The 22,941-nt window shown below is 44.8% G+C and carries 20 protein-coding genes; 9 read left to right on the top strand and 11 right to left on the bottom strand.

The window, feature by feature from the left end; genetic code table 11:
- Positions 1-74: 74 nt before the first annotated feature.
- The gene (gene wecA / locus A142_RS22775; RefSeq protein ID WP_019822035.1) at positions 75-1,139 is read right to left on the bottom strand and encodes a UDP-N-acetylglucosamine--undecaprenyl-phosphate N-acetylglucosaminephosphotransferase; all 1,065 of its coding nucleotides are present in this window, start codon (positions 1,137-1,139) and stop codon (positions 75-77) included.
- A gap of 351 nt (positions 1,140-1,490) precedes the next feature.
- On the opposite strand from wecA, the gene gpmM reads away from it, so the two are divergent.
- The 3 genes from gpmM to A142_RS22760 all read left to right on the top strand — a co-directional run bounded on the left by gpmM (position 1,491) and on the right by A142_RS22760 (position 4,126).
- The gene (gpmM, locus tag A142_RS22770; RefSeq protein ID WP_019822032.1) at positions 1,491-3,023 is read left to right on the top strand and encodes a 2,3-bisphosphoglycerate-independent phosphoglycerate mutase; all 1,533 of its coding nucleotides are present in this window, start codon (positions 1,491-1,493) and stop codon (positions 3,021-3,023) included.
- Between the two features lie 343 nt (positions 3,024-3,366).
- Entirely contained in the window at positions 3,367-3,813 is a 447-nt protein-coding gene (locus tag A142_RS22765) for an HI0074 family nucleotidyltransferase substrate-binding subunit (protein WP_017093683.1), read from the top strand.
- Positions 3,803-4,126: a nucleotidyltransferase family protein gene (locus A142_RS22760; protein WP_019822029.1), complete on the top strand. Its 324-nt coding sequence runs from the start codon at positions 3,803-3,805 to the stop codon at positions 4,124-4,126. The genes A142_RS22765 and A142_RS22760 overlap by 11 nt, the downstream gene beginning before the upstream one ends.
- Before the next feature lie 15 nt (positions 4,127-4,141).
- On the opposite strand, the gene A142_RS22755 is transcribed toward A142_RS22760, so the two are convergent.
- The 3 genes from A142_RS22755 to A142_RS22745 form a co-directional block, all read right to left on the bottom strand.
- Positions 4,142-4,330 (bottom strand): hypothetical protein, encoded by a 189-nt coding sequence (locus tag A142_RS22755; RefSeq protein WP_017071100.1) that lies wholly within the window; start codon positions 4,328-4,330, stop codon positions 4,142-4,144.
- Positions 4,331-4,438: 108 nt separating this feature from the next.
- Positions 4,439-4,921 carry a methylated-DNA--[protein]-cysteine S-methyltransferase gene (locus A142_RS22750; protein ID WP_019822027.1) on the bottom strand — a complete coding sequence of 161 codons (483 nt, stop codon included), beginning with the start codon at positions 4,919-4,921 and terminating at the stop codon, positions 4,439-4,441.
- 125 nt (positions 4,922-5,046) lie between these two features.
- A complete protein-coding gene (locus tag A142_RS22745; RefSeq protein WP_019822026.1) occupies positions 5,047-6,390 on the bottom strand; it encodes an MATE family efflux transporter in 1,344 nt (447 codons plus the stop codon).
- Positions 6,391-6,737: 347 nt separating this feature from the next.
- Here A142_RS22745 and A142_RS22740 point away from each other — a divergent pair, with 347 nt between their 5' ends.
- From A142_RS22740 to ltrA, 3 genes are all read left to right on the top strand, one after another.
- The gene (locus A142_RS22740) at positions 6,738-7,028 is read left to right on the top strand and encodes a co-chaperone GroES (protein WP_017061289.1); all 291 of its coding nucleotides are present in this window, start codon (positions 6,738-6,740) and stop codon (positions 7,026-7,028) included.
- Between the two features lie 51 nt (positions 7,029-7,079).
- Positions 7,080-8,726, top strand: a complete 1,647-nt coding sequence (gene groL, locus A142_RS22735) for a chaperonin GroEL (protein WP_019822025.1) — start codon at positions 7,080-7,082, stop codon at positions 8,724-8,726.
- 1,008 nt (positions 8,727-9,734) lie between these two features.
- A complete protein-coding gene (gene ltrA / locus A142_RS22730) occupies positions 9,735-11,408 on the top strand; it encodes a group II intron reverse transcriptase/maturase (RefSeq protein ID WP_019822024.1) in 1,674 nt (557 codons plus the stop codon).
- 631 nt (positions 11,409-12,039) lie between these two features.
- Here ltrA and A142_RS22725 read toward each other — a convergent pair.
- Positions 12,040-14,448: a hybrid sensor histidine kinase/response regulator gene (locus tag A142_RS22725; RefSeq protein WP_019822023.1), complete on the bottom strand. Its 2,409-nt coding sequence runs from the start codon at positions 14,446-14,448 to the stop codon at positions 12,040-12,042.
- A 464-nt stretch (positions 14,449-14,912) separates the two neighbouring features.
- Between A142_RS22725 and A142_RS22720 the strand changes: the two genes are divergently transcribed.
- Complete coding sequence (locus tag A142_RS22720; RefSeq protein WP_017068001.1) at positions 14,913-15,470, top strand: VC2662 family protein; 558 nt, start codon at positions 14,913-14,915, stop codon at positions 15,468-15,470.
- A 179-nt stretch (positions 15,471-15,649) separates the two neighbouring features.
- The gene (locus A142_RS22715) at positions 15,650-17,128 is read left to right on the top strand and encodes a sensor domain-containing diguanylate cyclase (protein ID WP_029405432.1); all 1,479 of its coding nucleotides are present in this window, start codon (positions 15,650-15,652) and stop codon (positions 17,126-17,128) included.
- 141 nt (positions 17,129-17,269) lie between these two features.
- On the opposite strand, the gene A142_RS22710 is transcribed toward A142_RS22715, so the two are convergent.
- Both A142_RS22710 and epmB read right to left on the bottom strand, forming a co-directional pair.
- Complete coding sequence (locus A142_RS22710; RefSeq protein ID WP_019822018.1) at positions 17,270-17,758, bottom strand: MgtC/SapB family protein; 489 nt, start codon at positions 17,756-17,758, stop codon at positions 17,270-17,272.
- A 196-nt stretch (positions 17,759-17,954) separates the two neighbouring features.
- The gene (gene epmB / locus A142_RS22705; RefSeq protein ID WP_019822016.1) at positions 17,955-18,977 is read right to left on the bottom strand and encodes an EF-P beta-lysylation protein EpmB; all 1,023 of its coding nucleotides are present in this window, start codon (positions 18,975-18,977) and stop codon (positions 17,955-17,957) included.
- A 33-nt stretch (positions 18,978-19,010) separates the two neighbouring features.
- On the opposite strand from epmB, the gene efp reads away from it, so the two are divergent.
- Positions 19,011-19,577: an elongation factor P gene (gene efp, locus A142_RS22700; RefSeq protein ID WP_019822013.1), complete on the top strand. Its 567-nt coding sequence runs from the start codon at positions 19,011-19,013 to the stop codon at positions 19,575-19,577.
- Between the two features lie 192 nt (positions 19,578-19,769).
- On the opposite strand, the gene frdD is transcribed toward efp, so the two are convergent.
- From frdD to frdA, 4 genes are all read right to left on the bottom strand, one after another.
- The gene (frdD, locus tag A142_RS22695; protein WP_029405431.1) at positions 19,770-20,147 is read right to left on the bottom strand and encodes a fumarate reductase subunit FrdD; all 378 of its coding nucleotides are present in this window, start codon (positions 20,145-20,147) and stop codon (positions 19,770-19,772) included.
- Positions 20,148-20,158: 11 nt separating this feature from the next.
- Entirely contained in the window at positions 20,159-20,542 is a 384-nt protein-coding gene (gene frdC / locus A142_RS22690) for a fumarate reductase subunit FrdC (RefSeq protein WP_019822011.1), read from the bottom strand.
- Position 20,543: 1 nt separating this feature from the next.
- On the bottom strand, positions 20,544-21,308 hold the full coding sequence (locus A142_RS22685) for a succinate dehydrogenase/fumarate reductase iron-sulfur subunit (protein WP_009847917.1): 765 nt from the start codon (positions 21,306-21,308) through the stop codon (positions 20,544-20,546).
- Positions 21,308-22,941: fumarate reductase (quinol) flavoprotein subunit (gene frdA / locus A142_RS22680; protein ID WP_019822009.1), on the bottom strand; the 1,634-nt coding region annotated here is incomplete at its 5' end. The genes frdA and A142_RS22685, both read right to left, overlap by 1 nt.

Raw genomic sequence — 22,941 nt, 5'->3', positions numbered from 1 at the left:
TCAATATGAGGTTGGGCCCTTTTTACGTTTTGCTTAATCTTTGAAAACCTAAGCCATTAATACACTTCTAATCACTAGTAGACTTTTTCTGGAAGGTTACGCCAACTTCTAATCCAGGTAGTGATACGCCAAACATAGCTCATGGCGACGGTGTAAGAAGCAAAACAAAGCATAAACAGGATGAACATGGTCGATTCTGCAATTTCTAGGAACTCTCCGTAGATACCGAACCCTGCAAAGGCACTTGCGATCAAACAAATGATGGCGAGCGTCTGTCGTGATGTAAAACCAAGACGCTGGAAGATGTGGTGTAGGTGTTCTCTGTCGGGCTTGAAAGGGGAGTCACCGCGTCGTACGCGTCTGAACATAATGGCAGCCATGTCCATCAGCGGAACTGCAATTAACCACAGTGCAGTAATTGGTCGCATCATGGCCTCTGATGGAGCTTGGCTTGCGCCCAGCAGTAACCAAATCACAGTAAAGCCAATCATCATACTGCCAGCATCACCCATGAAAACTCTACGTTCTCGCCCCAGAATACCGAGATTCATTAAGATATAGGGAATAGTCGCGGCAATAAATACAGCACACAAGTAAGCTAAGCCGTGTTGGCTGTCGACTTGAAGTAAAACGGCGATACCGCCAAAAGTGACAATAGCAAGCCCACCTAACAATCCATCAATGCCGTCGACCATATTGAACGCGTTAATCGCGCCAATCACTGCGAGTATTGTGACAACGGGACTAAGAAAACCTAAATGCAGTTCTCCGGTCCCAAATAGGTTACCAATGTTTTCGAGTCGGATATCGGCAAAATGCATCATGCAAATGGAGAGAATTGCTTGCACCACCAGTCGTATTTTGAAGCTAATGTCGAATTTGTCATCAAGCGCCCCGATAATAATAAGCGCAATAACAGAAGCTAAAAAGAGTGGGCTATGCGGGATGACGTCTGGATGGGTAACGATGAATTGGCCAATGGTTAAGCTGATCGCTATACCACCTACCAATGGGATCGCACCAGTGTGTAACTTTCTCTCATTCGGTTTATCCACTAAGCCAATGGATTTTGCTACTTTTCTCATCAAAAAGAGTGAGGAAAAGGAGAAGAAGCCAACAAATGATAGCTCTAATAACATAATGAACTCTAGCCAGTTTTTATGATAATTTTATTTGCGTGTATCTTACGTTAAAACTATCAATATGTACACTCAGTTGAGTATGTTTTGTTCGCTGTTTTTTGAGTGTGATATTGGGTTTTAGTATGTAATTTAATGTTGCCAAAGAATGCTCTGTACAATATTTTGCATAGTCTGATTTTTAATGCTGTATCGAAGTCTTAAAACACAAAATGACGCTTTTTTTCACATTCGATCATCCTACCTGCGCCCTTTCTTGATCTTCCACTACAGTTTTGACTGTAAACTGTAGTAAAATTACGCTAATTTGTTTTTATACCGATTTATTTTGAATTGAACGAGGTCAGTCCTATGTCAGCTAAGAAGCCAATGGCTCTAGTGATCCTTGACGGTTACGGTTACCGTGAAGACAACCAAGACAACGCTATCGCGAACGCTAAAACACCAGTATTAGACGGTCTTATTGCTAACCAACCTAACACGCTAATCTCGGCTTCTGGCTTAGATGTAGGCCTACCTGACGGCCAAATGGGTAACTCTGAAGTGGGTCACACCAACATCGGCGCGGGTCGCGTGGTATACCAAGATCTTACTCGTATCACTAAGTCAATTTCAGACGGCGAGTTCGGCCAAACTGAAACGCTGGTTAACGCTATCGATAAAGCGGTGAAAGCTGAGAAAGCGGTTCACATCATGGGCCTTATGTCTCCAGGTGGCGTTCACTCTCATGAAGATCACATCTACGCAGCTGTTGAAATGGCAGCAGAGCGTGGCGCAGAGAAAATCTACCTACACGCATTCCTAGATGGCCGTGATACGCCGCCACGTAGCGCAGAAAACACACTTGCACGCTTCCAAGAACTATTCGCTAAGCTAGGTAAAGGCCGTGTGGCTTCTCTTATTGGTCGTTACTACGCAATGGACCGTGATAACAACTGGGATCGCGTTCAAGAATCTTACGACCTGCTTACTCAAGCAAAAGCAGAATTCACATTCGATACGGCGGTTGCTGGCCTAGAAGCGGCTTACGCTCGTGACGAAAACGATGAGTTCGTGAAAGCGACTGAAATCAAAGCAGAAGGCGAAGAGTCTGCCGCTATCGTAGATGGCGATGCGGTTATCTTCATGAACTACCGTGCTGACCGTGCTCGTGAAATTACACGTGCATTCGTTCCTGATTTCGACGGTTTTGCTCGTAACGTATTCCCAGCGATCGATTTCGTGATGCTGACTCAATACGCAGCCGACATCCCACTGCTATGTGCATTCCCACCGGCTTCTCTAGAGAACACCTACGGTGAATGGCTATCGAAAGAAGGCAAAACGCAGCTACGTATCTCTGAAACAGAGAAATACGCGCACGTGACGTTCTTCTTCAACGGCGGCAAAGAAGACGAGTTTGAAGGCGAAGAGCGTCAGCTTGTTGCTTCTCCAAAAGTAGCAACGTACGACCTACAGCCAGAAATGAGCGCACCAGAGCTTACTGAAAAGTTAGTTGCTGCAATCAAAGGCGGCAAATACGACGCTATCGTTTGTAACTTCCCTAACTGTGACATGGTTGGCCACACTGGCGTTTACGATGCAGCGGTTAAAGCGGTAGAGTCGCTAGACGAATGTCTGGGTAAAGTAGTTGAAGCAATCAATGAAGCCGATGGCCAACTGCTTATCACCGCAGACCACGGTAACGCGGAAATGATGGTAAACCCAGAAACGGGTGGCATCCACACGGCGCACACTAACCTACCAGTGCCACTTATCTACGTAGGCAGCAAAGACGTTGAGTTCAAAGAAGGCGGTAAACTGTCTGACCTAGCACCAACAATGCTTTCTCTATCTGGTATCGCAATCCCAGCTGAGATGTCAGGTGACGTGATCGTTAAGTAGCAAGTAGTTAAGTAATGGTTTAGCTCAGCGGTTCACGTTGAGCTTTAACGATTTTGAAAGCCCGCACTTCAAAGTGCGGGCTTTTTTATAGATGTGAGATACGAGTAAGCGAGATGCGAAGAGCTTAAAGCTGATGCGGGATGCGAGTAAACGGGATTCGAAGAGCTTTAAGGGCAGGAATTGGGTGAGAAAAATATGCAGGGGAGAACAGAAGGGCACGACCTTAAATAAAAGACGAAAAGAACGGCCTTGATGAATATCGAAAGAGTGACATTGCTTGAATGATTAGGTAGCTTAAGGCTCATACTATACTTATCTTTTACCTTATCTCTAGGCTGTTTATATGAACTCAAACCCAGACCGTTGGAAGCAACGACTGCAAAACTTAATGAAAGCGCAGCAAAGGCTTGAGAGAGCGTGCTCACAAGATAGCTACAATGAGTTAGAGCTCGCTGGGTTAGTACAAACTTTTGAATTTTCTTTCGAACTGACATGGAAGACCCTTAAAGACTTACTTGAGTTTGAAGGGTTTGATGTGGCTTCGCCGAGGAGCGTTTTTCGTACAGCCTTAGAAGCTAAGCACCTATCTTCGGAGCAGTGTGAGATCATGCTTGAAGCACTCATAAAACGAAATTTATTGTCCCACACCTATGATGAGGAAAATGTCCTTGAAGCTCAGTCACTGATCTTAGAGTCATTTTCACCAGTGATAGGGCAAGTCACACTCTATTTAAAGCTTAAATGTGATCAGGAGGGTCAATGCGAACAAGAGGTTAAATGTGATCGATAGTTATTTGGTTAAACCAGACTCTGTCGGCCTTAAGCCTCATCAGTATCAGCTGATTGAGGATATTGTTTTGAACCATGTCTCAGTCATTCATGCCTGGGTATTCGGTTCTAGAGCCCTTGGAACTTATAAAGATAACTCCGACATCGATATTGTTATCGAGGGGCACGGTATTTCGTTAAGTGTCGTCGCAGGCTTGCAAGATCGTTTAGAACAGTCGTCGCTTCCATTCAAGGTTGACTTGCTCGTTAAGCATAGAATTACATCAAGCGAGTTACTTGCCCATATTGACACTTATGGGATTAAACTAAAGTAACCGAACGTATTATTATCAGCGTAACGGTGATGTTGATTCTTGAACCGATTGTTTACGTTTTGCCAGTTTATCTCGAATCTGAGTACCTGAATTGACTCGGCCATGTTTTTTATCATCAATAGAAAACGATAATAGTTTCATTAGCGCTATAGCTCCATCTCTACGCTTTCGATCTTCATAAGATTCAATCGTATCAGTGGACATTACCATCACCTCTTTGTATGAAATTTTAAATATAGACTATATGTTGTCTGGTGATAATGGCGCTTCTTGATGGTGAAACTTTATATTATTGATCTAGCGAGGTAAGGCTTATTGCGTTCTATCTACAACCGAACGCTCAAAAGCCAACAACCACTCTTTGCGGTTCATACCGCCGGTGTAGCCCGTTAATGTACCGTTCGCTCCAATCACTCGATGGCAGGGGACAACAATGCTAAACGGGTTTTTACCGTTCGCACCACCGACCGCTCTTACGGCTTTCGGGTTATCCATTCTTTTTGCTTGCTCGCCGTAGCTGATGGTTTCTCCATAAGGAATGGTTGTTAAAGCCTGCCAAGCAGCTTTTTGAAAGGCAGTGCCTTGTGGCATTAAAGGTAAATCAAAGCTTGTACGTTTTCCGGCAAAGTACTCATCTAACTGTCTCATTGCCAACTGGCACAGGTCATCTGGATTGCTAATCATTAGCTCTTCATGATTTACATGGTCAATTTCAATAAGCGACACACCATTACTCACAATGATCATCTTGCCAATCGGCGCGTCATAAAGCATTTTGTAAGTGGTGTCTTCCATGTCATCTTCCTTTTTTTAGTCTTTTTCTGCTCTCAAGCTCTTCGAATCTCTTAACTGCTCTTACATCTTTTCTCATCCCGGTTACCCGAATCTCTCATCTGCTCTTATATCTTTTCGCATCTCTGTTACTCGCATCCCGTATCTGCTTTACCCCTAACACGAAGTGCAAAGCAATACCCCGAAATACCACCCATGATGTTCCCCAAAGCTAAACCAATAAACAGCCCTTCGACACCATCGATTTGGCTGCCTATCCAAGCGAATGGCAAGGTAAAGACAAACAGGCGCATGAAGCTCCATTGGAAGGCTTTGAGCGGTTGGTGCATGGCATTCATCGCGCTGATCAGCATCATCACAATGCCTTGGAATCCGTAGCTAAACGGGACGACTAACAAGTAATGCCACAAGATGCCTCGCACGGATTCTTCTTGAGAGAACAGGGCGGCCAAAGGAATGCTCAGTGGCACCATCATTAAGAAAATCAAACCTTGGAACATCACCGCAAAACGCATACTGAGAAACAGTGCCTTAAAACTGCGTTGAGGATTATTTGCGCCAAAGTTCTGCGCCATGAAAGGCGTGAGGGCAGAGGTCAGAGACATCAACACAATGATCAGAATCGATTCAATACGCTGAGCAGCGCCATAAGCCGCGACGGCTTCGGTTCCTTGTTTGGCTAACATCATCATGATAATAGCCCCTGCAAGTGGATTGAGGGCATTGGAAAGAGCTGCGGGTGTACCGATAGTTAAGATCTGTTTCCAGTCATTGATGATGGTTTTTAGCTTGGGTGGAGCAAGCAGCTTCTCTCGCATGGTTAACACGTACAGTGAGCCGCACAATGCACCAAACCAACTGAATCCACTGGCAATGGCGGCGCCTTGAATCCCGAGCTCAGGGAAAGGTCCGTAACCAAAGATAAGCAGCGGATCGAGGATGCCGTTAATAAGGCCCGCCAGCATCATGATCTTGGCGGGTGTTTTGGTATCGCCGCTCGCTCGTATTGCGCTGTTACCTGCCATTGGAATAACAAGTAGTGGAATGGCTAAATACCAGACTGTCATGTATTCAGATATAAGTGGCAGTAACTCTGGTTCTGCGCCCAATAAGTTAAACATGGGCTCTAGGGTTACAAGCCCCAGAGTTGATGCAAAGCCAACAAGAAGCACCGCAAGCAATAAGCCGTGGCAAGTAAAGCGAGCGGCATTTTGCGCACAGCCTTGGCCAAGTAATCTTCCGATACACGTCGACAAGCCAATGCCGATCCCCATGGTGATGCAGTTAATCGCAAAGGTGATAGGGAAGGTGAAGCTCACCGCTGCAAGGGCTTGCGTGCCGAGTAGTGAGATAAAGAAGGTATCGACGAGGTTAAACATCAAGATCGCCACCATACCGAATATGGTCGGTATGGTCATGGTACGTAATGTACTCTCAATTGGGGCGGTTAATAGCCCGTGCTTATCTTGCATGTAAAACGCCGATAGAAACCAAAAGCGTAGGATAAACAGATGTGGCTTGGAAAGAAAGAAAAGCTAAAAGCAGATGAGAGATTCGAGTAAGCGAGTATCGAAGAGCTAAAAGCGGAGAAAAGATATGCAGTCTTCTTTTGTTTTATCCCTGACAGTTACACCGGATTACTCGCAGGGGTGTTTTTGCTTTTCGTATCTCGCATCCCGTTTACTCGTATCTGCTCTTTCGATCACAATTTTTCCCTTTCACCCCTTGGGATCTTTCACATCGCCCCAACATACTCTTTAACCCCATGCCAATCGTGGCAACTATCAAATTAAATGGAAATTATCAGGAGATCTGACCGATGAATATCCGTCCTCTACACGACCGAGTTATCGTTGAGCGCCAAGAAGTTGAATCTAAATCTGCTGGTGGCATCGTTCTAACTGGCTCTGCCGCTGAAAAATCAACTCGCGGTACAATTCTAGCTGTTGGCAAAGGCCGCATCCTAGAAAACGGTTCAGTACAACCATTGGACGTTAAAGTTGGCGACACTGTTATCTTCGCTGAAGGCTACGGCACTAAGTCTGAAAAAATCGACGGCAAAGAAGTTCTGATCATGTCTGAAAACGACATCATGGCGATCGTTGAGTAATCCGACCCATAAACCTGAACTGACTGAATAAAGAATTTAAAGGAAATAAAGATGGCTGCTAAAGACGTTAAATTTGGTAACGACGCACGTATTAAAATGCTAGAAGGTGTAAATGTTCTGGCTGACGCGGTAAAAGTAACGCTAGGTCCTAAAGGCCGCAACGTTGTTCTAGACAAATCATTTGGCGCACCAACGATCACTAAAGATGGTGTTTCTGTTGCACGTGAAATCGAACTTGAAGACAAGTTCCAAAACATGGGCGCACAAATGGTTAAAGAAGTGGCTTCGCAAGCGAATGACGCGGCGGGCGACGGTACTACTACAGCAACCGTTCTTGCTCAAGCTACCATCACTGAAGGCCTAAAAGCGGTTGCAGCTGGCATGAACCCAATGGATCTTAAGCGCGGTATCGACAAAGCGGTTATCGCTGCAGTTGAAGAGCTTAAAGGCCTTTCTGTTCCATGTTCTGATACGAAAGCTATCGCTCAAGTAGGTACTATCTCTGCGAACTCTGACGCGACAGTAGGTAACATCATTGCTGAAGCGATGGAAAAAGTAGGTCGTGATGGCGTAATCACAGTTGAAGAAGGTCAGGCTCTACAAGACGAGCTAGACGTAGTGGAAGGTATGCAGTTCGACCGTGGCTACCTATCTCCTTACTTCATCAACAACCAAGAAGCGGGTTCAGTTGATCTAGAAAGCCCATTCATCCTTCTTATCGACAAGAAAGTTTCGAACATCCGTGAACTTCTTCCGACTCTAGAAGCCGTTGCTAAGGCATCTCGTCCACTTCTTATCATCGCTGAAGATGTAGAAGGCGAAGCGCTTGCAACTCTAGTTGTGAACAACATGCGTGGTATCGTTAAAGTGGCGGCTGTTAAAGCACCTGGTTTCGGTGACCGTCGTAAGTCTATGCTTCAAGATATCGCTATCCTAACGGGTGGTACTGTTATCTCTGAAGAGATTGGCCTAGACCTTGAGAAAGTAACGCTAGAAGACCTAGGTCAAGCTAAGCGTATTACTATCACTAAAGAAAACTCGACTATCATCGATGGTGCGGGTGATGAAGTGATGATCCAAGGTCGCGTTTCTCAAATCCGTCAACAAATCGAAGATGCAACGTCTGACTACGACAAAGAGAAACTTCAAGAGCGCGTAGCGAAACTAGCTGGCGGTGTTGCAGTAATCAAAGTGGGCGCTGCGACTGAAGTTGAAATGAAAGAGAAGAAAGACCGCGTTGAAGATGCACTTCACGCAACTCGCGCTGCCGTTGAAGAAGGTGTGGTTGCTGGTGGTGGTGTTGCACTTATCCGCGCTGCTTCTAAAGTTGCTGGCCTTGAAGGCGACAACGAAGAGCAAAACGTAGGTATCCGTGTTGCACTACGTGCAATGGAAGCGCCTATCCGTCAAATCACTAAGAATGCAGGTGATGAAGAGTCTGTTGTTGCTAACAACGTTCGCGCTGGCGAAGGTAACTACGGTTACAACGCGGCTACGGGTGAGTACGGCGACATGATCGCAATGGGTATCCTAGATCCAACTAAGGTAACTCGCAGCGCACTTCAGTTCGCAGCATCAGTTGCTGGTCTTATGATCACAACCGAAGCGATGATCACAGACAAGCCACAAGATTCAGCTCCTGCAATGCCTGATATGGGCGGCATGGGTGGTATGGGTGGCATGGGCGGTATGATGTAGTGCGACAAGCGTCGTACTGACCGTTCCTTAGCGTAAATCGCTAAGGTGAGTAGAAATGTCATAAGATATAACTACTCTCGCTGTCTAGCAGGAATGAAATTACAGCACTCCTATGGAGTTTCCTGCCCCAAACCACTCGCGGTAACCCCGCTCTGAATGTAGCAGGCCGAATATATTTGGCTTGCTTCATTCTTTCTCTCTTGTACATGTAATGCATGTATCCAATCCATCTTGGAATATGGCTTCTTAAATGAGGACAGTACAGTTGTATCTGCCCATACAAGAAGAATGTTCTTCACGGTCAAAACGACCTAAGTCTTGATTTGTATTGTCTTACATTCGGCAATCAGCCTGATTGATAAGACCTGCTTTGTAGCAAGCAGTAGCCTAGGGATAGTGCTTATCTGGTAACGGATGAGTGCGAAGCTTCCTGACAATGTACCCCCCGAAAGGGTTTGATGACATGTGAATGAGGTCAAAGATACCGGCAATGGCAGCGGGTTGAGGGGCTAGGCTTGATTATAGGGTTAACTTAAGTGAACTGTTGATAAACAGCGTCAGCCGCAATGAGCGAAATGCCTTTGATTACGCTCTAACCAAAAGGTAAGTGGTCAGGTTTTCTCTTTTACATCTGGGGAAACGCTATCGTTGTACCATCGCTGGATAGACAGAACCTAAGTGATCAATTTGTACAAACCAAGGAACTTGGTAAGCCCTATTATCTGCCCCAAGGGCAGGGAACTCGCAAGAGAACCTGTTAGATAAGAGGGTAAAGGAAAATGGAAAAAGCGAAGGGTTTTCTGTAATGGAAAACATAGGGGTTCAGACTTTGCCCTGACTTGAAAGAGTGCAGACTTCCATGGGGTCTTTAATTGCGTGAAAACGTGTAAAGTTCAGAAGTAAAAAAGGGAGTGATTTACTCCTCTTACCTTATAGGGTTGCAACTTACCCTATGGGGACAAGTGCACCTTATTCGGTAACTTCAAGTAGTTATAGGAGGAAAGCAAGGTGCACACACTAGCTAAGGCGAATGTGTCTGCATCCTCCCACCTAGCAGAACAATGGCACCAGCTTGACTGGGAACTGTTGTATCGTCGGGTGCGGGGACTACAGGTACGGATCGCAAAGGCAACAATTAACTCTGATTGGCGAAAAGTGAAGCGACTTCAGCGCATGCTGGCACGCTCATTTGCTGCTAAAGCACTTGCCGTTAGGCGAGTAACTGAAAACAGAGGTAAGAATACAGCAGGAGTCGACGGAGAGATCTGGAATACTCCTACTTTGAAATGGGAAGCCATACATAAGCTTGAGAGAAAAGGCTATAAGCCTAAACCTCTCAAGCGAGTATACATCCCAAAAGCCAACGGTAAACGTAGGCCATTAGGAATTCCGACAATGTGTGACAGAGCAATGCAGGCACTATACCTGCTAGCTCTGGAGCCCGTTTCAGAATCCACGGCAGACCGAAATAGCTACGGCTTTCGCCCTCATCGTTCATGTGCTGACGCAATGGAGCAATGCTTCGTAAACCTCAGTCGTAAAGCCAGTGCTCTATGGATTCTGGAGGGTGATATCAAAGGGTGTTTTGACCATATCAGTCATAACTGGCTTATCGATAATATCCCTATGGATAAATCGATACTCAGAAAGTGGTTGAAAGCTGGGTTCATGGAATCAGGAAAACTAAGTCCGACTGACGCTGGTACACCTCAAGGGGGAATTATTTCACCCGTATTAGCTAATATGGCTTTGGATGGGCTTGAAACAGTGTTGGAATCCCGCTTCGGGAAGAAAAACACTAAAGCTAGTTATAAAACCAAAGTTAATTACGTGCGTTATGCCGACGACTTCATTATCACTGGGATCTCGAAAGAGTTGCTAGAGAAAGAAGTATTGCCATTAGTAAAAGCCTTTATGGCCGAGCGAGGGCTTCAACTTTCTGAAGAGAAGACGTTGATAACAAACATAGAAGAGGGCTTTGATTTTCTGGGGCAGAATGTACGTAAATACGATGGCAAGATGTTAATCAAACCATCGAATAAAAACGTTAAGACCTTTCTGCAAAGTATACGAGAGTACCTCAATAGCCATAAAACGGTGCCAGCTAGGGCAATCATTGCCAAGCTAACTCCGATGATCCGCGGGTGGTGTAACTACCATCGATGGGTATGTGCTAGCGAGACATTCAAATATATTGATTACAGAATCTGGAAAATGCTTTGGCAATGGTGCAAGCGAATCCACTTAAATCGCAGAAAACGCTGGATTAAAGAGAAATACTTTAAAACAGTAGGTGATAGAAACTGGGTTTTCAGCGCACCTAAGGTAAATGGGGAAGACGGACACTATCGGTTGCTGAGTGCTGCGAGGGTGAAAGTCGATAAGCATGTGAAAGTTCGAGCATTGGCAAACAGCTACCTGCCTGAGGACGAACAATACTTTGAACGTCTGAAGATGCAAAGACTGAAAAAGTCTTTATCGGGTAACTGGAAGCTATGGAAGATTGTCGAAAGACAGGATTTCAAATGTCTCGTATGTCACCAACAATTCAACTCTGAAGACGAGTGGGATATACACCACATAGTTAGAAGGGTTGACGGAGGTAGTGATAAAAGCTCGAATTTAATGATGCTTCACATTAATTGCCATAGGCAAATACACAATTTGTCCAAAGAGGGGTAGCGTAAGAATCAGCTCGTCATTCTATACGATTGATCAGTTAGGAACTTATGTACTATGACATTGCTAACCTGACACAACACAGTGTTATTAAGTGATTGTTTTAAGAGGGTGTACTGGGCTTATATCAATACCATCAATTGTGCGATCTGTTAATTTATCAGGTCATATGATGCTCGGTAATGAGAATATCTCCCAGTGATGACGTATTAAGTTATTGATATTCATTGCTTATCTGTGGCTGGCTTGACCTCACTGTATCAATTGTATAATTTCACTATAAAAGTGATTTTGTTAACTAAGAACAGTGAGGTTAGGCGATCTAATCTACGGTTATTTAGGTGCTATCAAAAGCTACTAGATTAAACACTCTCATGTTGCTGGCTCGACTCACGTTGAGTTTATAGAGGCTTGAGCCGTATGCGGCGAAAGTTGCACGTACGGTTCTTAGGGGGCGGTGGCGCAGCAATGCGTCGCTGCTACCCGACATCATCCCCCCTTTTCTCGTAACAGAGGAAGCCATGCATAGGCTTTGAAAGATAGAATCTTTAAAATATATAAGACCTCGGTCTCCGTTTTTTTTTGCTTTTCGCATCTCGTTCACTCGAATCCCGCATCTGCTTTTAATCATTGGTCACCCAGGCTCGTGTATAAACTGTTGTGCATCAATTTTTTGCAGCATCATGTCACGTTTAAATGGCTTTGGAAGATAATCGTCCATTCCACATTCAAAGCAACGTTTAATATCATCGTCGAGCACTGAAGCCGTTAAAGCAAGAATATGCGTTGCCTGAAGTTGCAGGCTTTCTTCATAGCGCCTGATTTGCTCTGTTGCTTCAAAGCCATCGACATTCGGCATCATGCAGTCCATCAAAACAAGGCCGATTTCTTGATGATGCTCTCGATATAAATCAATCGCTTGTTGTCCATCATTAGCAACCCAATAGTCAATCCCTAGCTTATCTAAATTGATACATACCACCTTCTGATTCACGCGGTTATCTTCAACCACTAGAACTTTTTGATGTCGAATCCGTTCTACAGGTTTTGACTGAGGGGACTGTACCCTTTCAAGTAATGAGTTCATCATGCTGCTTAATCGGGAACCGAGCATAGGAAGAGTGACATAACCCGAGACAAAATCGCACTCCGTCAACGGATCGCTAAGGTTATCTTTCACTATGATGATTTTCACCTCTGGTGCTTGATGATGTAGTGCTCTAGCTTGATTAATATCTTCCGTAAAAGCGATATCTGGGATGTCAACTAACGTCAAATTTGCTTCAATTGATTCTAGTGTTGGTGAGTAACCAAAGCGGAACAAATCATCGAGTAAAAGCTTCGATGGTACATCTGAATAATAGATAACGGTCGGTTTACGCTTTTTCGTTTCAGAATGCTCTGATTGCACAACCGTTAATTGGAAACTGAAGCGACTGCCTACGCCTTTCTCTGACTCAACACCTATCGAGCCTCCCATTATCTCGACCATACGTGACGAAATACTCAGTCCTAACCCCGTGCCCACAATGTTAGAGGCGGTATTGGTGTCTTCTTGGCAAAATTCTTTGAAAATGTGTTCGTGCTGATCTTTTGCAATACCAATACCAGTATCTCGAACGGAAAACTCGATCACATACTCTTTTTCTAATGATGCAAGCCGTTGAGCCGCGAATACGATTGAGCCTTGTTCTGTAAATTTGATCGCATTTGAAGCAAAGTTCATCAACACTTGGCGAACTTTATTCTCATCAACATGAATGTATTCTGGAAGCTCGTCATCAACCTCAACTTCCAGCTTAATCTGCTTTTGATAAGCTTTAGATGAGATCAAAGTCGCGCTGTCAAATAGCAGCTCTCTTAAGTCTGTCGTATGTGGATTAATTTCCAGTTTGCCTGATTCTATTTTGGATAGGTCGAGAATATCGTTGATCAACATAAGTAAGGCTTGAGAAGAGGTGTTGATCGTTCCAAGGCAGTCTTTCTGTTCTGGCGATAACTTGGTCTCTGCCAGAATTTCTGACATACCTATAACACCATTAAGCGGTGTTCGTATCTCATGAGACATATTGGCAAGAAAGGCACTTTTGGCACGATTAGCCTGTCGCTCTTTCTCTTGTGAAACAATTAACTGAGTTTCGAGGTGACTGGCACGCCACACAACATAGAACAGCACCAGTAAAGTCACCCCTCCTAATGTGGCTGTTGATATATATCGGTACCACTTTACCTGTATCAGGTTCTCTGCGATTCGCTTAGGTGTTTCGGTGAACAGCAAGTTGAGTTCATCTTCAACATGATAAATGCTGCTCGTGAGCTCTCCTTTCAAACCGCTGTCAGAACTATACCCTACACTCTTTAACCCCCGCTGCAATCGCCAAAAATGGCGTTTAAAATTATTAAACGAAGCCAGTGCAGTCATCGTTCGGGTATTCTCTTCGACTTCATATTGGATTTTGAACAATGAATCGACGATCTGATCTAATGTTTTCTGCTCAAAGCCAGTGAAAAACTGATACATGAGATCTTGCGTAGCTATAAATTGTTCTTCAAGCTGCTTATTGTTGGCTTCATGTACGAAACGCTCTAGTGTCAACGCAGCGTTCTTAAGTTTCTCAATGAGCCCAATTTGGTCCCCTTGACCATGTATGCTGACTAGCTCAATGGCTAATAATGAAAAGGCAATCTGGTACTGGTCGAGATACTCGACAACTCTGGCGTAATCAAAAGAAATATTCAGATCGCTTCGCACGATTTTTCCATCGATCTCAGCCAGTTGTTCGATTAGCTGACTTCGCTTTCTATCGAGAAGCTCTTGAGTTTCGAGTTGCCTTGTAGAAATAAATTGTTGTTCCTGGCGCCTGACAGAGAGCATAACGCTATAGGCTTGTGAAAGGCTGAGCTGGAGATCAATCATGTCCTGCTCTTTGTTCTTCAGGACATAGCTAGCATAGAGATAAAGGCCCAGAAACAGCACGATAGCTAAAGAGCCACGCGAAATAATTGCCTTTATGGTCTGTTTATTCGCAGTTTCCTTAATCACTATACTTACTATGCTCCATTCGTTTCATATGTTTGTGTCCCTGTCATTAAAACTTAGTTTATTTTGAGGATTTAACGAACATTAGTTTTTGAATAACAGAGGTCTGTTGAGCTTTTGTCATTAAATTTTTTAGGATGATATCGATTTAGATGCAGCCATGAGTGTGTGGGCTGCATTCTTGCGAAACATGTTAATTTTTTTCTCAGATTCTTATTTGGGATAATAAGCGCTAGAGCGGAGGTTTCGGTCTCCGTTTTTTTTTTGCTTTTCGCATCTCGCCACCCGTATCTCGAATCTGCTCTTATCTCTGCTCTGAACCATTGCTCTTTATGATTTAGCGGCTTATATTCAACAGTACAGTTATGACATTGATCTAACATGGATAGCTGTTGAATAAAGGATAATAAATACTTGATTGAAAATGGATTAATCAAGTCAACAATAAGTCAGTGGAGACTCCCCCAATGAAAAAACTACTTTCAGTATTAGCTGTGTCGGCAGCGGTAATGGCACCAGCGGCATTTGCTTCATCGCCAGTTATGTTTTCAACGATCAACGGCTTCAACGCACCTGATTCAGACGCGGTTGGCGGGGTTCGTTTAGCTCTGCTTCACGGACAAGTAAACGACCTTAAAGGTGTCGATCTTGCGGTTGTTGGTATGTCTGAGACGCAAACAACAACAGGTGTGAACCTTGGTATCTTTGGTGCATCAAAAGTGAACCAAGAAATGACAGGTGCTTCACTTGGCTTCTTTAACTGGAATACAGGTAAAACAACCGGTGTTAACCTTGGTGCAGTGAACATTACCAATGATGTAAAAGGCGCGAACGTGAGTTTCGTCAACTACTCAGAAGGTAACACTATGGTTGATGTTGGTGCAGCGAACCTTTCAGAAGTGTCTACGGTTCAGGTTGGTATCTTCAACAAAACCAACAAAATCGAAGGCGTACAAGTTGGCTTGATCAACTGTGCTGATAACGGTTTCTTCCCGTGCTTCCCGATTGTAAACTTTGCTAAATAAAGCCGGTCGTTTAGCCTATCAACGCCTAAACTCTTTGTTTAGGCGTCATTACGTTCAATTCCATTTCTGACGCACATATCTCAAATGACTTAATAAGCATTCTGTTTTATATTTGCTATTGCAGTATTTTTACTTATAAGTACAATGTTCGATAAATTTCCAACGATGATTTATATGCTTTGATTAATACCCATACCGTCGATTTTAAAAAGGCTTTTTTAAGTCTGACCGCCAGTTTTTTAGTAGTTTTGGGCTTGTTGCTCGTTGATTCAGCGGAAGAATCAGATAAACAGTATGGAATCGAAAACCAAGGCGTGACACGCTCTTTAGCGGAGCTCACACAGATCATAAATGCGCTTGAGTACAACATTACGGCGCTCTATCCACTGCATGGGGATACCTATGTATTCTCGCATGAGAAAAAGATCGAAGATGAAACGTGCTATTTCACTAGTGAAGAGCAGCATGCCCCTCGCTTTGACTTTATGTTCTCTGGCCCCAGCGAGATGTGCGACCCTAAGTCGGATCTTCATACCGAAGCCGGTAAGCGTCTGTTTATCGCGCCGACCATGGCTTACTTTGCCAATACCATAGAGACCATCTCTGCGATCTACTTTATTTCAAAAGAGAAGTTTATTATCTCTTCCCCCTCCGATATTGCCCAATATATGAAAGGCGATACGTTCGACTCTGTCGTAAATAGCCGACCATATTGGATTAATACGATTCGCTTTGGCTTAGCGCAAGGTCAAGACCAAGTTGTCTATACCGGCCAATATGATGATTACCTGACGGGTAAAAAAGTCGTGACCTTAACCAAAGGCATTTACGTTAATGGTGAGTTTGAAGGGGTATTGGGTGTCGATGGCTATGTCTCTAACCTAGTATCGAACCCTACTCATGGTTATAAAGTCACTAGTACGCGAGGCGCAAACAAATACGGGTTTATGGATTTTACCTATTCCAAGCCTCTGTATGTTGATGACATTAACACCCAGCTATATCTGAGTATTGAAGAAGATAAGAGCGAGCACTTTCTGCATGTATTGGAGATGGAGAAGATTCAGCTTTCGATACTGTTGGTTTTGTATCTGCTCTCGGTTTTATGGTTATGGCGCTTCTATACAAGACAAGAACACCAGCGTTTAAATGACCTCGCAATGCGCGATCCACTCACTGGCTTGCTGAATCGACGTGGTTTTGAAGCTCGATTACTGGCGCAGGATGAGGAGCCGATTATTGGTGTTGGCGTGTTTGATATTGATGATTTCAAAGTCGTTAATGATCAGCATGGTCATAAAGTGGGGGACGAGGTGATTTGCCATGTTGCTCAGTTGATGCTGAACAGCGTTAGACAGCAAGATATCGTGGCACGGTTTGGTGGTGAAGAGTTTGTTGTCGCGATCACGGGTGAATCCTCAGAGCTGCTCTCATCGATCTTTCAACGAATTCAGAATGACATTAGCCTGCAAAGTTACCGATGTCCGACGGGTGATAAGGTGAATGTCTCAGTGTCTGGTGGCGCGACGCTCTACTCTCTGTACAAGTTCGACAGCGTTGGTCACTTGTGGGAAAACCAGAGTATTCGTTCTTCGGATGAGCAGCTTTATAAGGCGAAAGCCGCGGGTAAGAATCAAGTGTGTATTCACGTGCATTAAGCGCTTGTCTAAAAAATCAAAGCCTAGTCGTTTGACTAGGCTTCTTTTTCGTTTCTAAGAATTCGTCTCTAAGAATTTTCCTCTAAGAAATCGAATCTAAGGACAAAATGTCTTTAAGATAAACGCATCTAAAATTAGAGGTTACTTCTTCACGCGACCTTTATTCATCCACTTCTGATGCACACCACGACGCAGGCTTTGGAAACTGTTTTCCACCTTGTCGACACCAAGCAGTATCACAAGCGCCATTAGAGTGATGATGACAGACTGAGAAAGGTGTCCTAAGGCAATCATCATGCCTAATGCTGCGAGTACCCAGATAATCGCGGCTGAAGTGACGCCATGAATCTTGCCATCCAATGTCATCATTACCCCGGCCCCAAGAAATCCCACCCCCGTTATTATCTGACCAAGCACACGAGCTTGATCGAGCGTGTTAGGGGAAAGGCTAATCGCCATGGTAAGGAAGAAATAGGTACCACTGATGATCAGAATCGAGGTTCTGATCCCTACCGGTTTACCGCGGGTTTGTCGTTCGATACCGATTAACGAACCACACAGCATACATACTGCAAGGCCTGCCCAGCTAAAGGGGGCAAGGTTGAGAGTTTGTTCTATAAATTGTGTCATATCACCCCTCCTAAAAATTTAGAATAGAGTCGAGTATGCTAATAATAGACCGGACGATCGAACAAAAACTTTTTGTCTTAACGATTGATAAAGATGACTTAAAGTCTAGCAGCCGTGTGTTGTTAAGGTGAAGCTAGGGGAGTTTTTCTTTTGTCGCTTCTTGATACTCAAGAAGCGACCATTGCTCGAGATAGAGTTATTCAATGTGTAGGTCGAGTGGTGTCTTACTGCTGCGACCGCCAATCTCGCGAGTTAACTTTGGTGCAAGGTAGCCAGAAACCTCAGAGATCAAACCTTTGAAGTGGTGCTTTGCCTCTTCATCCGAAATATAGAAGTGTGCCGCACCCTGAACCTTATCAAGTACATGCATATAGTAAGGTAAAACCCCGGCATCGAATAGTTTTTCACTTAATTCTTTCAATGAGTTAGCGCTGTCATTGACCCCTTTAAGCATCACACCTTGGTTTAGCAGAGTCACGTCATTTTGCTTCAACTTATGGAAGGCTTGTTTAAGTTCTAAGTTGATTTCATTGGCATGATTAATATGGCTCACCATGACCACGTTGAGACGAGTCTGAGCTAACAACTGGCACAGCTCATCTGTCACTCGATCAGGGATCACAACCGGTAATCGGCTATGAATTCGAACGGTTTTTATATGAGGAATTTGTTCGATGGCGTGAATCAACCATTCGAGTTCGTTGTCTTTGGCCATCAAAGGATCGCCACCGGACAAGATGACCTCATTGATCTCTGGGTGCGCAGTCACATAGTCGAGGCTGGTTTGCCAAACAGACTTTGAGCCTTTGTTATCTTGGTACGGAAAGTGACGGCGGAAGCAATAGCGGCAGTTAATCGCACAGCCACCTTTCACAATCATCAATGCACGGTTTTTGTATTTGTGCAGCAACCCAGGAATCGCGTTGTCTTGCTCTTCCAGTGGATCAGCGGAATAACCCGGATGAACCTCAAACTCTTCGCTGAGCGGTAAAACCTGTCGCAGCAAAGGGTCGTGTGGGTTGCCTTTTTCCATTCGGTCGACAAAGCTAAGAGGTACCCGAAGTGCAAATAACTCACGTGCAGCGAAGCCTGCTTGCCACGGTGTTGGGTCTATTTCCAATGCCTCAAGCAGTTTTGTCGGGTCAGAGATCGCATTCGATAGTTGTTTGAGCCAGTTTTGCTCAACAGATTCGACTTTTCGGGTTATGATATGCGGCATTGAAATTAACTCAAAGATGTGGAAGAGAAAATCATGGCGTCAGTAAGCACCAATGAATTCAAAGGCGGTTTAAAATTCATGTTAGATAACGAGCCTTGCTCAATTATCGACAATGAATACGTTAAGCCAGGTAAAGGCCAAGCGTTTAACCGTGTAAAACTTCGTAAACTGCTGTCAGGCAAAGTGTTAGAGAAAACATTCAAATCAGGCGAAAGCTTTGAGCTTGCAGATGTTGTTGACGTTGAACTAGGCTACCTATACAACGATGGCGAATTCTACCACTTCATGAACAACGAAACATTTGAGCAAATCGCAGCAGACGTAAAAGCAGTCGCTGATTCAGCAAAATGGTTAGTTGAAAATGACGTTTGTACTCTAACGTTGTGGAATGATAACCCTATCACTGTTACTCCGCCAAACTTTGTTGAGATCGAAGTAACTGAAACCGATCCTGGCCTTAAAGGCGATACACAGGGTACGGGTGGTAAACCTGCAACTCTAGCAACAGGCGCGGTAGTTCGCGTACCTCTATTCATCGCTATCGGTGAAGTTGTTAAAGTTGATACTCGTACTGGCGAATACGTTGGTCGTGTGAAGTAATTTACTTCAAGTATCTGAAAAAGGTCGCTTAGGCGGCCTTTTTTTGTACCTTAAGAACAGATACGCGTAAACGAGATGAGAGATACGAAAAACAAAAAAAGCAGAGCTGGGTAACCTAGCTCTGCTTTTAGTCTTTTCGCTCTTAAGCTCTTCGATACTCGTTTACTCGAATCCCGTATCTGCTCTTAACTGTTAGATCATAAAGATAAAGATAACAGACAACGCGCTAATTAGGCCTGCGAAGAAGTAGCAGCCCACTTTACCTGCAACACCGACGTGGAACTTAAGGTCGTGCATGCCGTGGTGAAGACGGTGCATTGCGTGCCACATTGGCAGTGCTAGCGTACCGATGATGAATAGCGCACCGATAATGCTGGTGGCAAATTCAGAGACACGTTCATAGCTCATTGCATCCGCATCGATAATGCCCATTGGCACTAAGATACCTAACACTAGAATGGTGATCGGTGTGATCATCGCGAACCAAGTACCGCCAGCGCCGAATAGGCCCCACCAGATTGGTTCGTCTGAGCGTTTAGGAGCACGATTTACTTTGTAACTTGGGTTCATAATTCAGCTCCTTACACTACAACAAGAACGATTAAAGAAATAAAAGCCACCGCAGCCCATTGAGTCAGTACGATGATTTTCTTATCAACCAATTTGCCTTTAAGGCGGATTGGCATCACTTGAGGCATCATGCTGAAGAAGGTTTGAGCGTGCAGCAAGCTGCCTAGCAGTGCCACGATGTTGATACCAACAACGATAGGGTTAGCCATAAAGCTTAACCAACCTTCCCACGCTTCAGGACCTTTCACTAGCGAACCCAAACCGAAGGTTAGGAACAGAGTGAATAGAATCAAAGGCAGTACAGTCGCTTCACGTAGCATGTAGAAACGGTAGAACGGATGGTTGCTCCACCACGTTCTCTTCATTTCACGAACATAAGGCTTACGATTGCTCATATTATGCCTCCTCTGCTGTTTTTACTTGCGATCCGTCTGGCTTGAACATCGAGATAACGAAGTCCATTGAAGACTCAACTTTACCTTGGTTCACTGCCGCTGCTGGGTCTACTTTCTTCGGACATACGTCAGAACAGTAACCTACAAACGTACAGCCCCAAGCGCCATTGTCGCCATTGATAAGCTTCATACGTTCAGCTTTACCATTGTCACGGCTATCTAGGTTGTAGCGGTGAGCAAGAGCAAGTGCCGCAGGGCCGATGAACTCAGGGTTTAGACCAAACTGAGGACACGCTGCGTAACACAAACCACAGTTGATGCAGCCAGCGAACTGTTTGTACTTCGCCATTTGCTCTGGAGTTTGGATGTTAGTGCCGTCTTCTGGCTTACGGTCGTTACCAATGATGTAAGGCTTGATTGCTTCAAGGCGCTCGATAAACGGCGTCATGTCGACAATCAAATCTTTTTCGATCGGGAAGTTAGCCAAAGGCTCAATCTTGAAGCCATTCGGGTAGTCACGTAAGAAGCTCTTACACGCCAGTTTTGGCACGCCATCAACCATGATGCCGCAAGAACCACAAATCGCCATACGACAAGACCAACGGTAAGACAGGTCTTTATCTAGGTTATCTTTGATGTAACCGATCGCATCAAGTACTGACATGGTTTCATCAAACGGCACTTCAAAGGTTTGAAAGTGAGGTTCTGCATCGTGCTCAGGATCATAACGCAGGATTTCAATTTTTTGGATTCGATTCGCTGACATTATGCTTGCTCCTCTTCGCTCTTCTTAGCATTCTCTTCTGTTGCTTTTTCAGCGGCAGCGGCTTTCTCTGCAGCTTCGCCGTACAGACGAGCTTTAGGTTGAGATTTGGTGATCTTAACGCCGCTGTAGTCGATGGTTGGTGCTGCATCTTCGTTGTAGAAAGATAGAGAGTGTTTCAGGAAGTTCACGTCATCACGTTCTGTGCAGTTGTCGTCTAGACGTTGGTGTGCACCGCGAGACTCTTTACGAAGGATCGCTGAGTGAACCATCGCTTCTGCAACTTCAAGACCGTAACCCACTTCGATAGCGTAAAGTAGATCAGTGTTGAACACTTGGCCTTTGTCTTTAATGCTGATTTTTTTGTAGCGAGCTTTCAGTTCAGTGATTTTGTCGATGGTCTTTTGCATCAAGTCTTCTTGACGGTAGATACCACAACCCGCTTCCATGGTGTGACCCATTTCAGTACGGATATCAGCCCAGTTCTCATCGCCTTCTTGGTTTAGTAGACCTGCGATGCGATCTTCAACCGCTTTCACTTGCTTAGCGATAGACTCTTCATTCCAGCCTTTGAACTCAGCAGCGCGTTTCACGGCTTGTTCACCCGCTACGCGACCAAATACTACAAACTCAGCCAGAGAGTTAGAACCTAGGCGGTTTGCACCGTGTAGGCCAACTGAAGCACATTCACCAACGGCGAATAGGCCTTTAATGCGAGTTTCACAGGTACCGTTAGTTTCAATGCCACCCATGGTGTAGTGAACGGTTGGACGAATTGGAATTGGCTCTTTTGCTGGGTCGACGTTTACGTACGCTTTTGCTAGCTCACAGATAAACGGTAGACGTTCTTGCAGGTACTCTTCACCAAGGTGGCGAAGGTCAAGGTGTACGACATCACCAAGCGGGTGCTTGATGGTGTTGCCTTTCTGCTGCTCGTGCCAGAATGCTTGAGAAACTTTGTCACGAGGACCCAGTTCCATGTATTTGTTTTTCGGCTCGCCCACTGGAGTTTCAGGACCCATGCCGTAATCTTGGAGGTAACGGTAGCCGTTCTTGTTGACGATGATACCACCTTCACCACGACAACCTTCGGTCATCAAGATGCCAGTGCCTGGTAGGCCTGTTGGGTGGTATTGAACGAACTCCATATCACGTAGTGGCACACCGTGGCGATAAGCCATTGCCATACCGTCGCCCGTTACGATGCCGCCGTTAGTATTACAGTGGTAAACACGACCTGCGCCACCGGTTGCTAATACAACAGATTTTGCTTTGATGGTAACAAGCTCACCTTCAGACATGTGAATCGCGATTAGGCCTTGTACTTCGCCTTCCTCAACGATCAAATCCACCACAAAGTACTCATCAAATCGTTTGATTGTGTCGTACTTCATCGAAGTCTGGAACAGAGTATGAAGCATGTGGAAGCCGGTTTTATCCGCTGCGAACCACGTTCTCTCTACCTTCATACCGCCGAATCGGCGTACGTTTACTTCACCGTTTTCTTTACGACTCCATGGGCAGCCCCATTGTTCCATTTGGATCATTTCGCGAGTCGAGTTTTCAACAAAGTATTCAACAACATCCTGTTCACATAGCCAGTCGCCACCGCCAACAGTATCGTTGAAGTGGTTAT

It is taken from the genome of Vibrio splendidus 12E03, from assembly GCF_000272105.2.
In the GTDB taxonomy this organism is placed as follows: Bacteria; Pseudomonadota; Gammaproteobacteria; order Enterobacterales; family Vibrionaceae; genus Vibrio; species Vibrio splendidus_I.
The sequence above is the reverse complement of the archived record's forward strand: the minus strand, read 5'-3'. Positions and strand labels throughout refer to the sequence as shown.

What these genes read in the sequence shown, in the direction of transcription:
- wecA (WP_019822035.1), bottom strand. Translation starts at nt 1,139, where the DNA reads ATGTTATTAGAGCTATCATTTGTTGGCTTCTTCTCCTTTTCCTCACTC.
- gpmM (WP_019822032.1), top strand. Translation starts at nt 1,491, where the DNA reads ATGTCAGCTAAGAAGCCAATGGCTCTAGTGATCCTTGACGGTTACGGT.
- A142_RS22765 (WP_017093683.1), top strand. Translation starts at nt 3,367, where the DNA reads ATGAACTCAAACCCAGACCGTTGGAAGCAACGACTGCAAAACTTAATG.
- A142_RS22755 (WP_017071100.1), bottom strand. Translation starts at nt 4,330, where the DNA reads ATGTCCACTGATACGATTGAATCTTATGAAGATCGAAAGCGTAGAGAT.
- A142_RS22750 (WP_019822027.1), bottom strand. Translation starts at nt 4,921, where the DNA reads ATGGAAGACACCACTTACAAAATGCTTTATGACGCGCCGATTGGCAAG.
- A142_RS22745 (WP_019822026.1), bottom strand. Translation starts at nt 6,390, where the DNA reads ATGCAAGATAAGCACGGGCTATTAACCGCCCCAATTGAGAGTACATTA.
- A142_RS22740 (WP_017061289.1), top strand. Translation starts at nt 6,738, where the DNA reads ATGAATATCCGTCCTCTACACGACCGAGTTATCGTTGAGCGCCAAGAA.
- groL (WP_019822025.1), top strand. Translation starts at nt 7,080, where the DNA reads ATGGCTGCTAAAGACGTTAAATTTGGTAACGACGCACGTATTAAAATG.
- A142_RS22720 (WP_017068001.1), top strand. Translation starts at nt 14,913, where the DNA reads ATGAAAAAACTACTTTCAGTATTAGCTGTGTCGGCAGCGGTAATGGCA.
- A142_RS22710 (WP_019822018.1), bottom strand. Translation starts at nt 17,758, where the DNA reads ATGACACAATTTATAGAACAAACTCTCAACCTTGCCCCCTTTAGCTGG.
- epmB (WP_019822016.1), bottom strand. Translation starts at nt 18,977, where the DNA reads ATGCCGCATATCATAACCCGAAAAGTCGAATCTGTTGAGCAAAACTGG.
- efp (WP_019822013.1), top strand. Translation starts at nt 19,011, where the DNA reads ATGGCGTCAGTAAGCACCAATGAATTCAAAGGCGGTTTAAAATTCATG.
- frdD (WP_029405431.1), bottom strand. Translation starts at nt 20,147, where the DNA reads ATGAACCCAAGTTACAAAGTAAATCGTGCTCCTAAACGCTCAGACGAA.
- frdC (WP_019822011.1), bottom strand. Translation starts at nt 20,542, where the DNA reads ATGAGCAATCGTAAGCCTTATGTTCGTGAAATGAAGAGAACGTGGTGG.
- A142_RS22685 (WP_009847917.1), bottom strand. Translation starts at nt 21,308, where the DNA reads ATGTCAGCGAATCGAATCCAAAAAATTGAAATCCTGCGTTATGATCCT.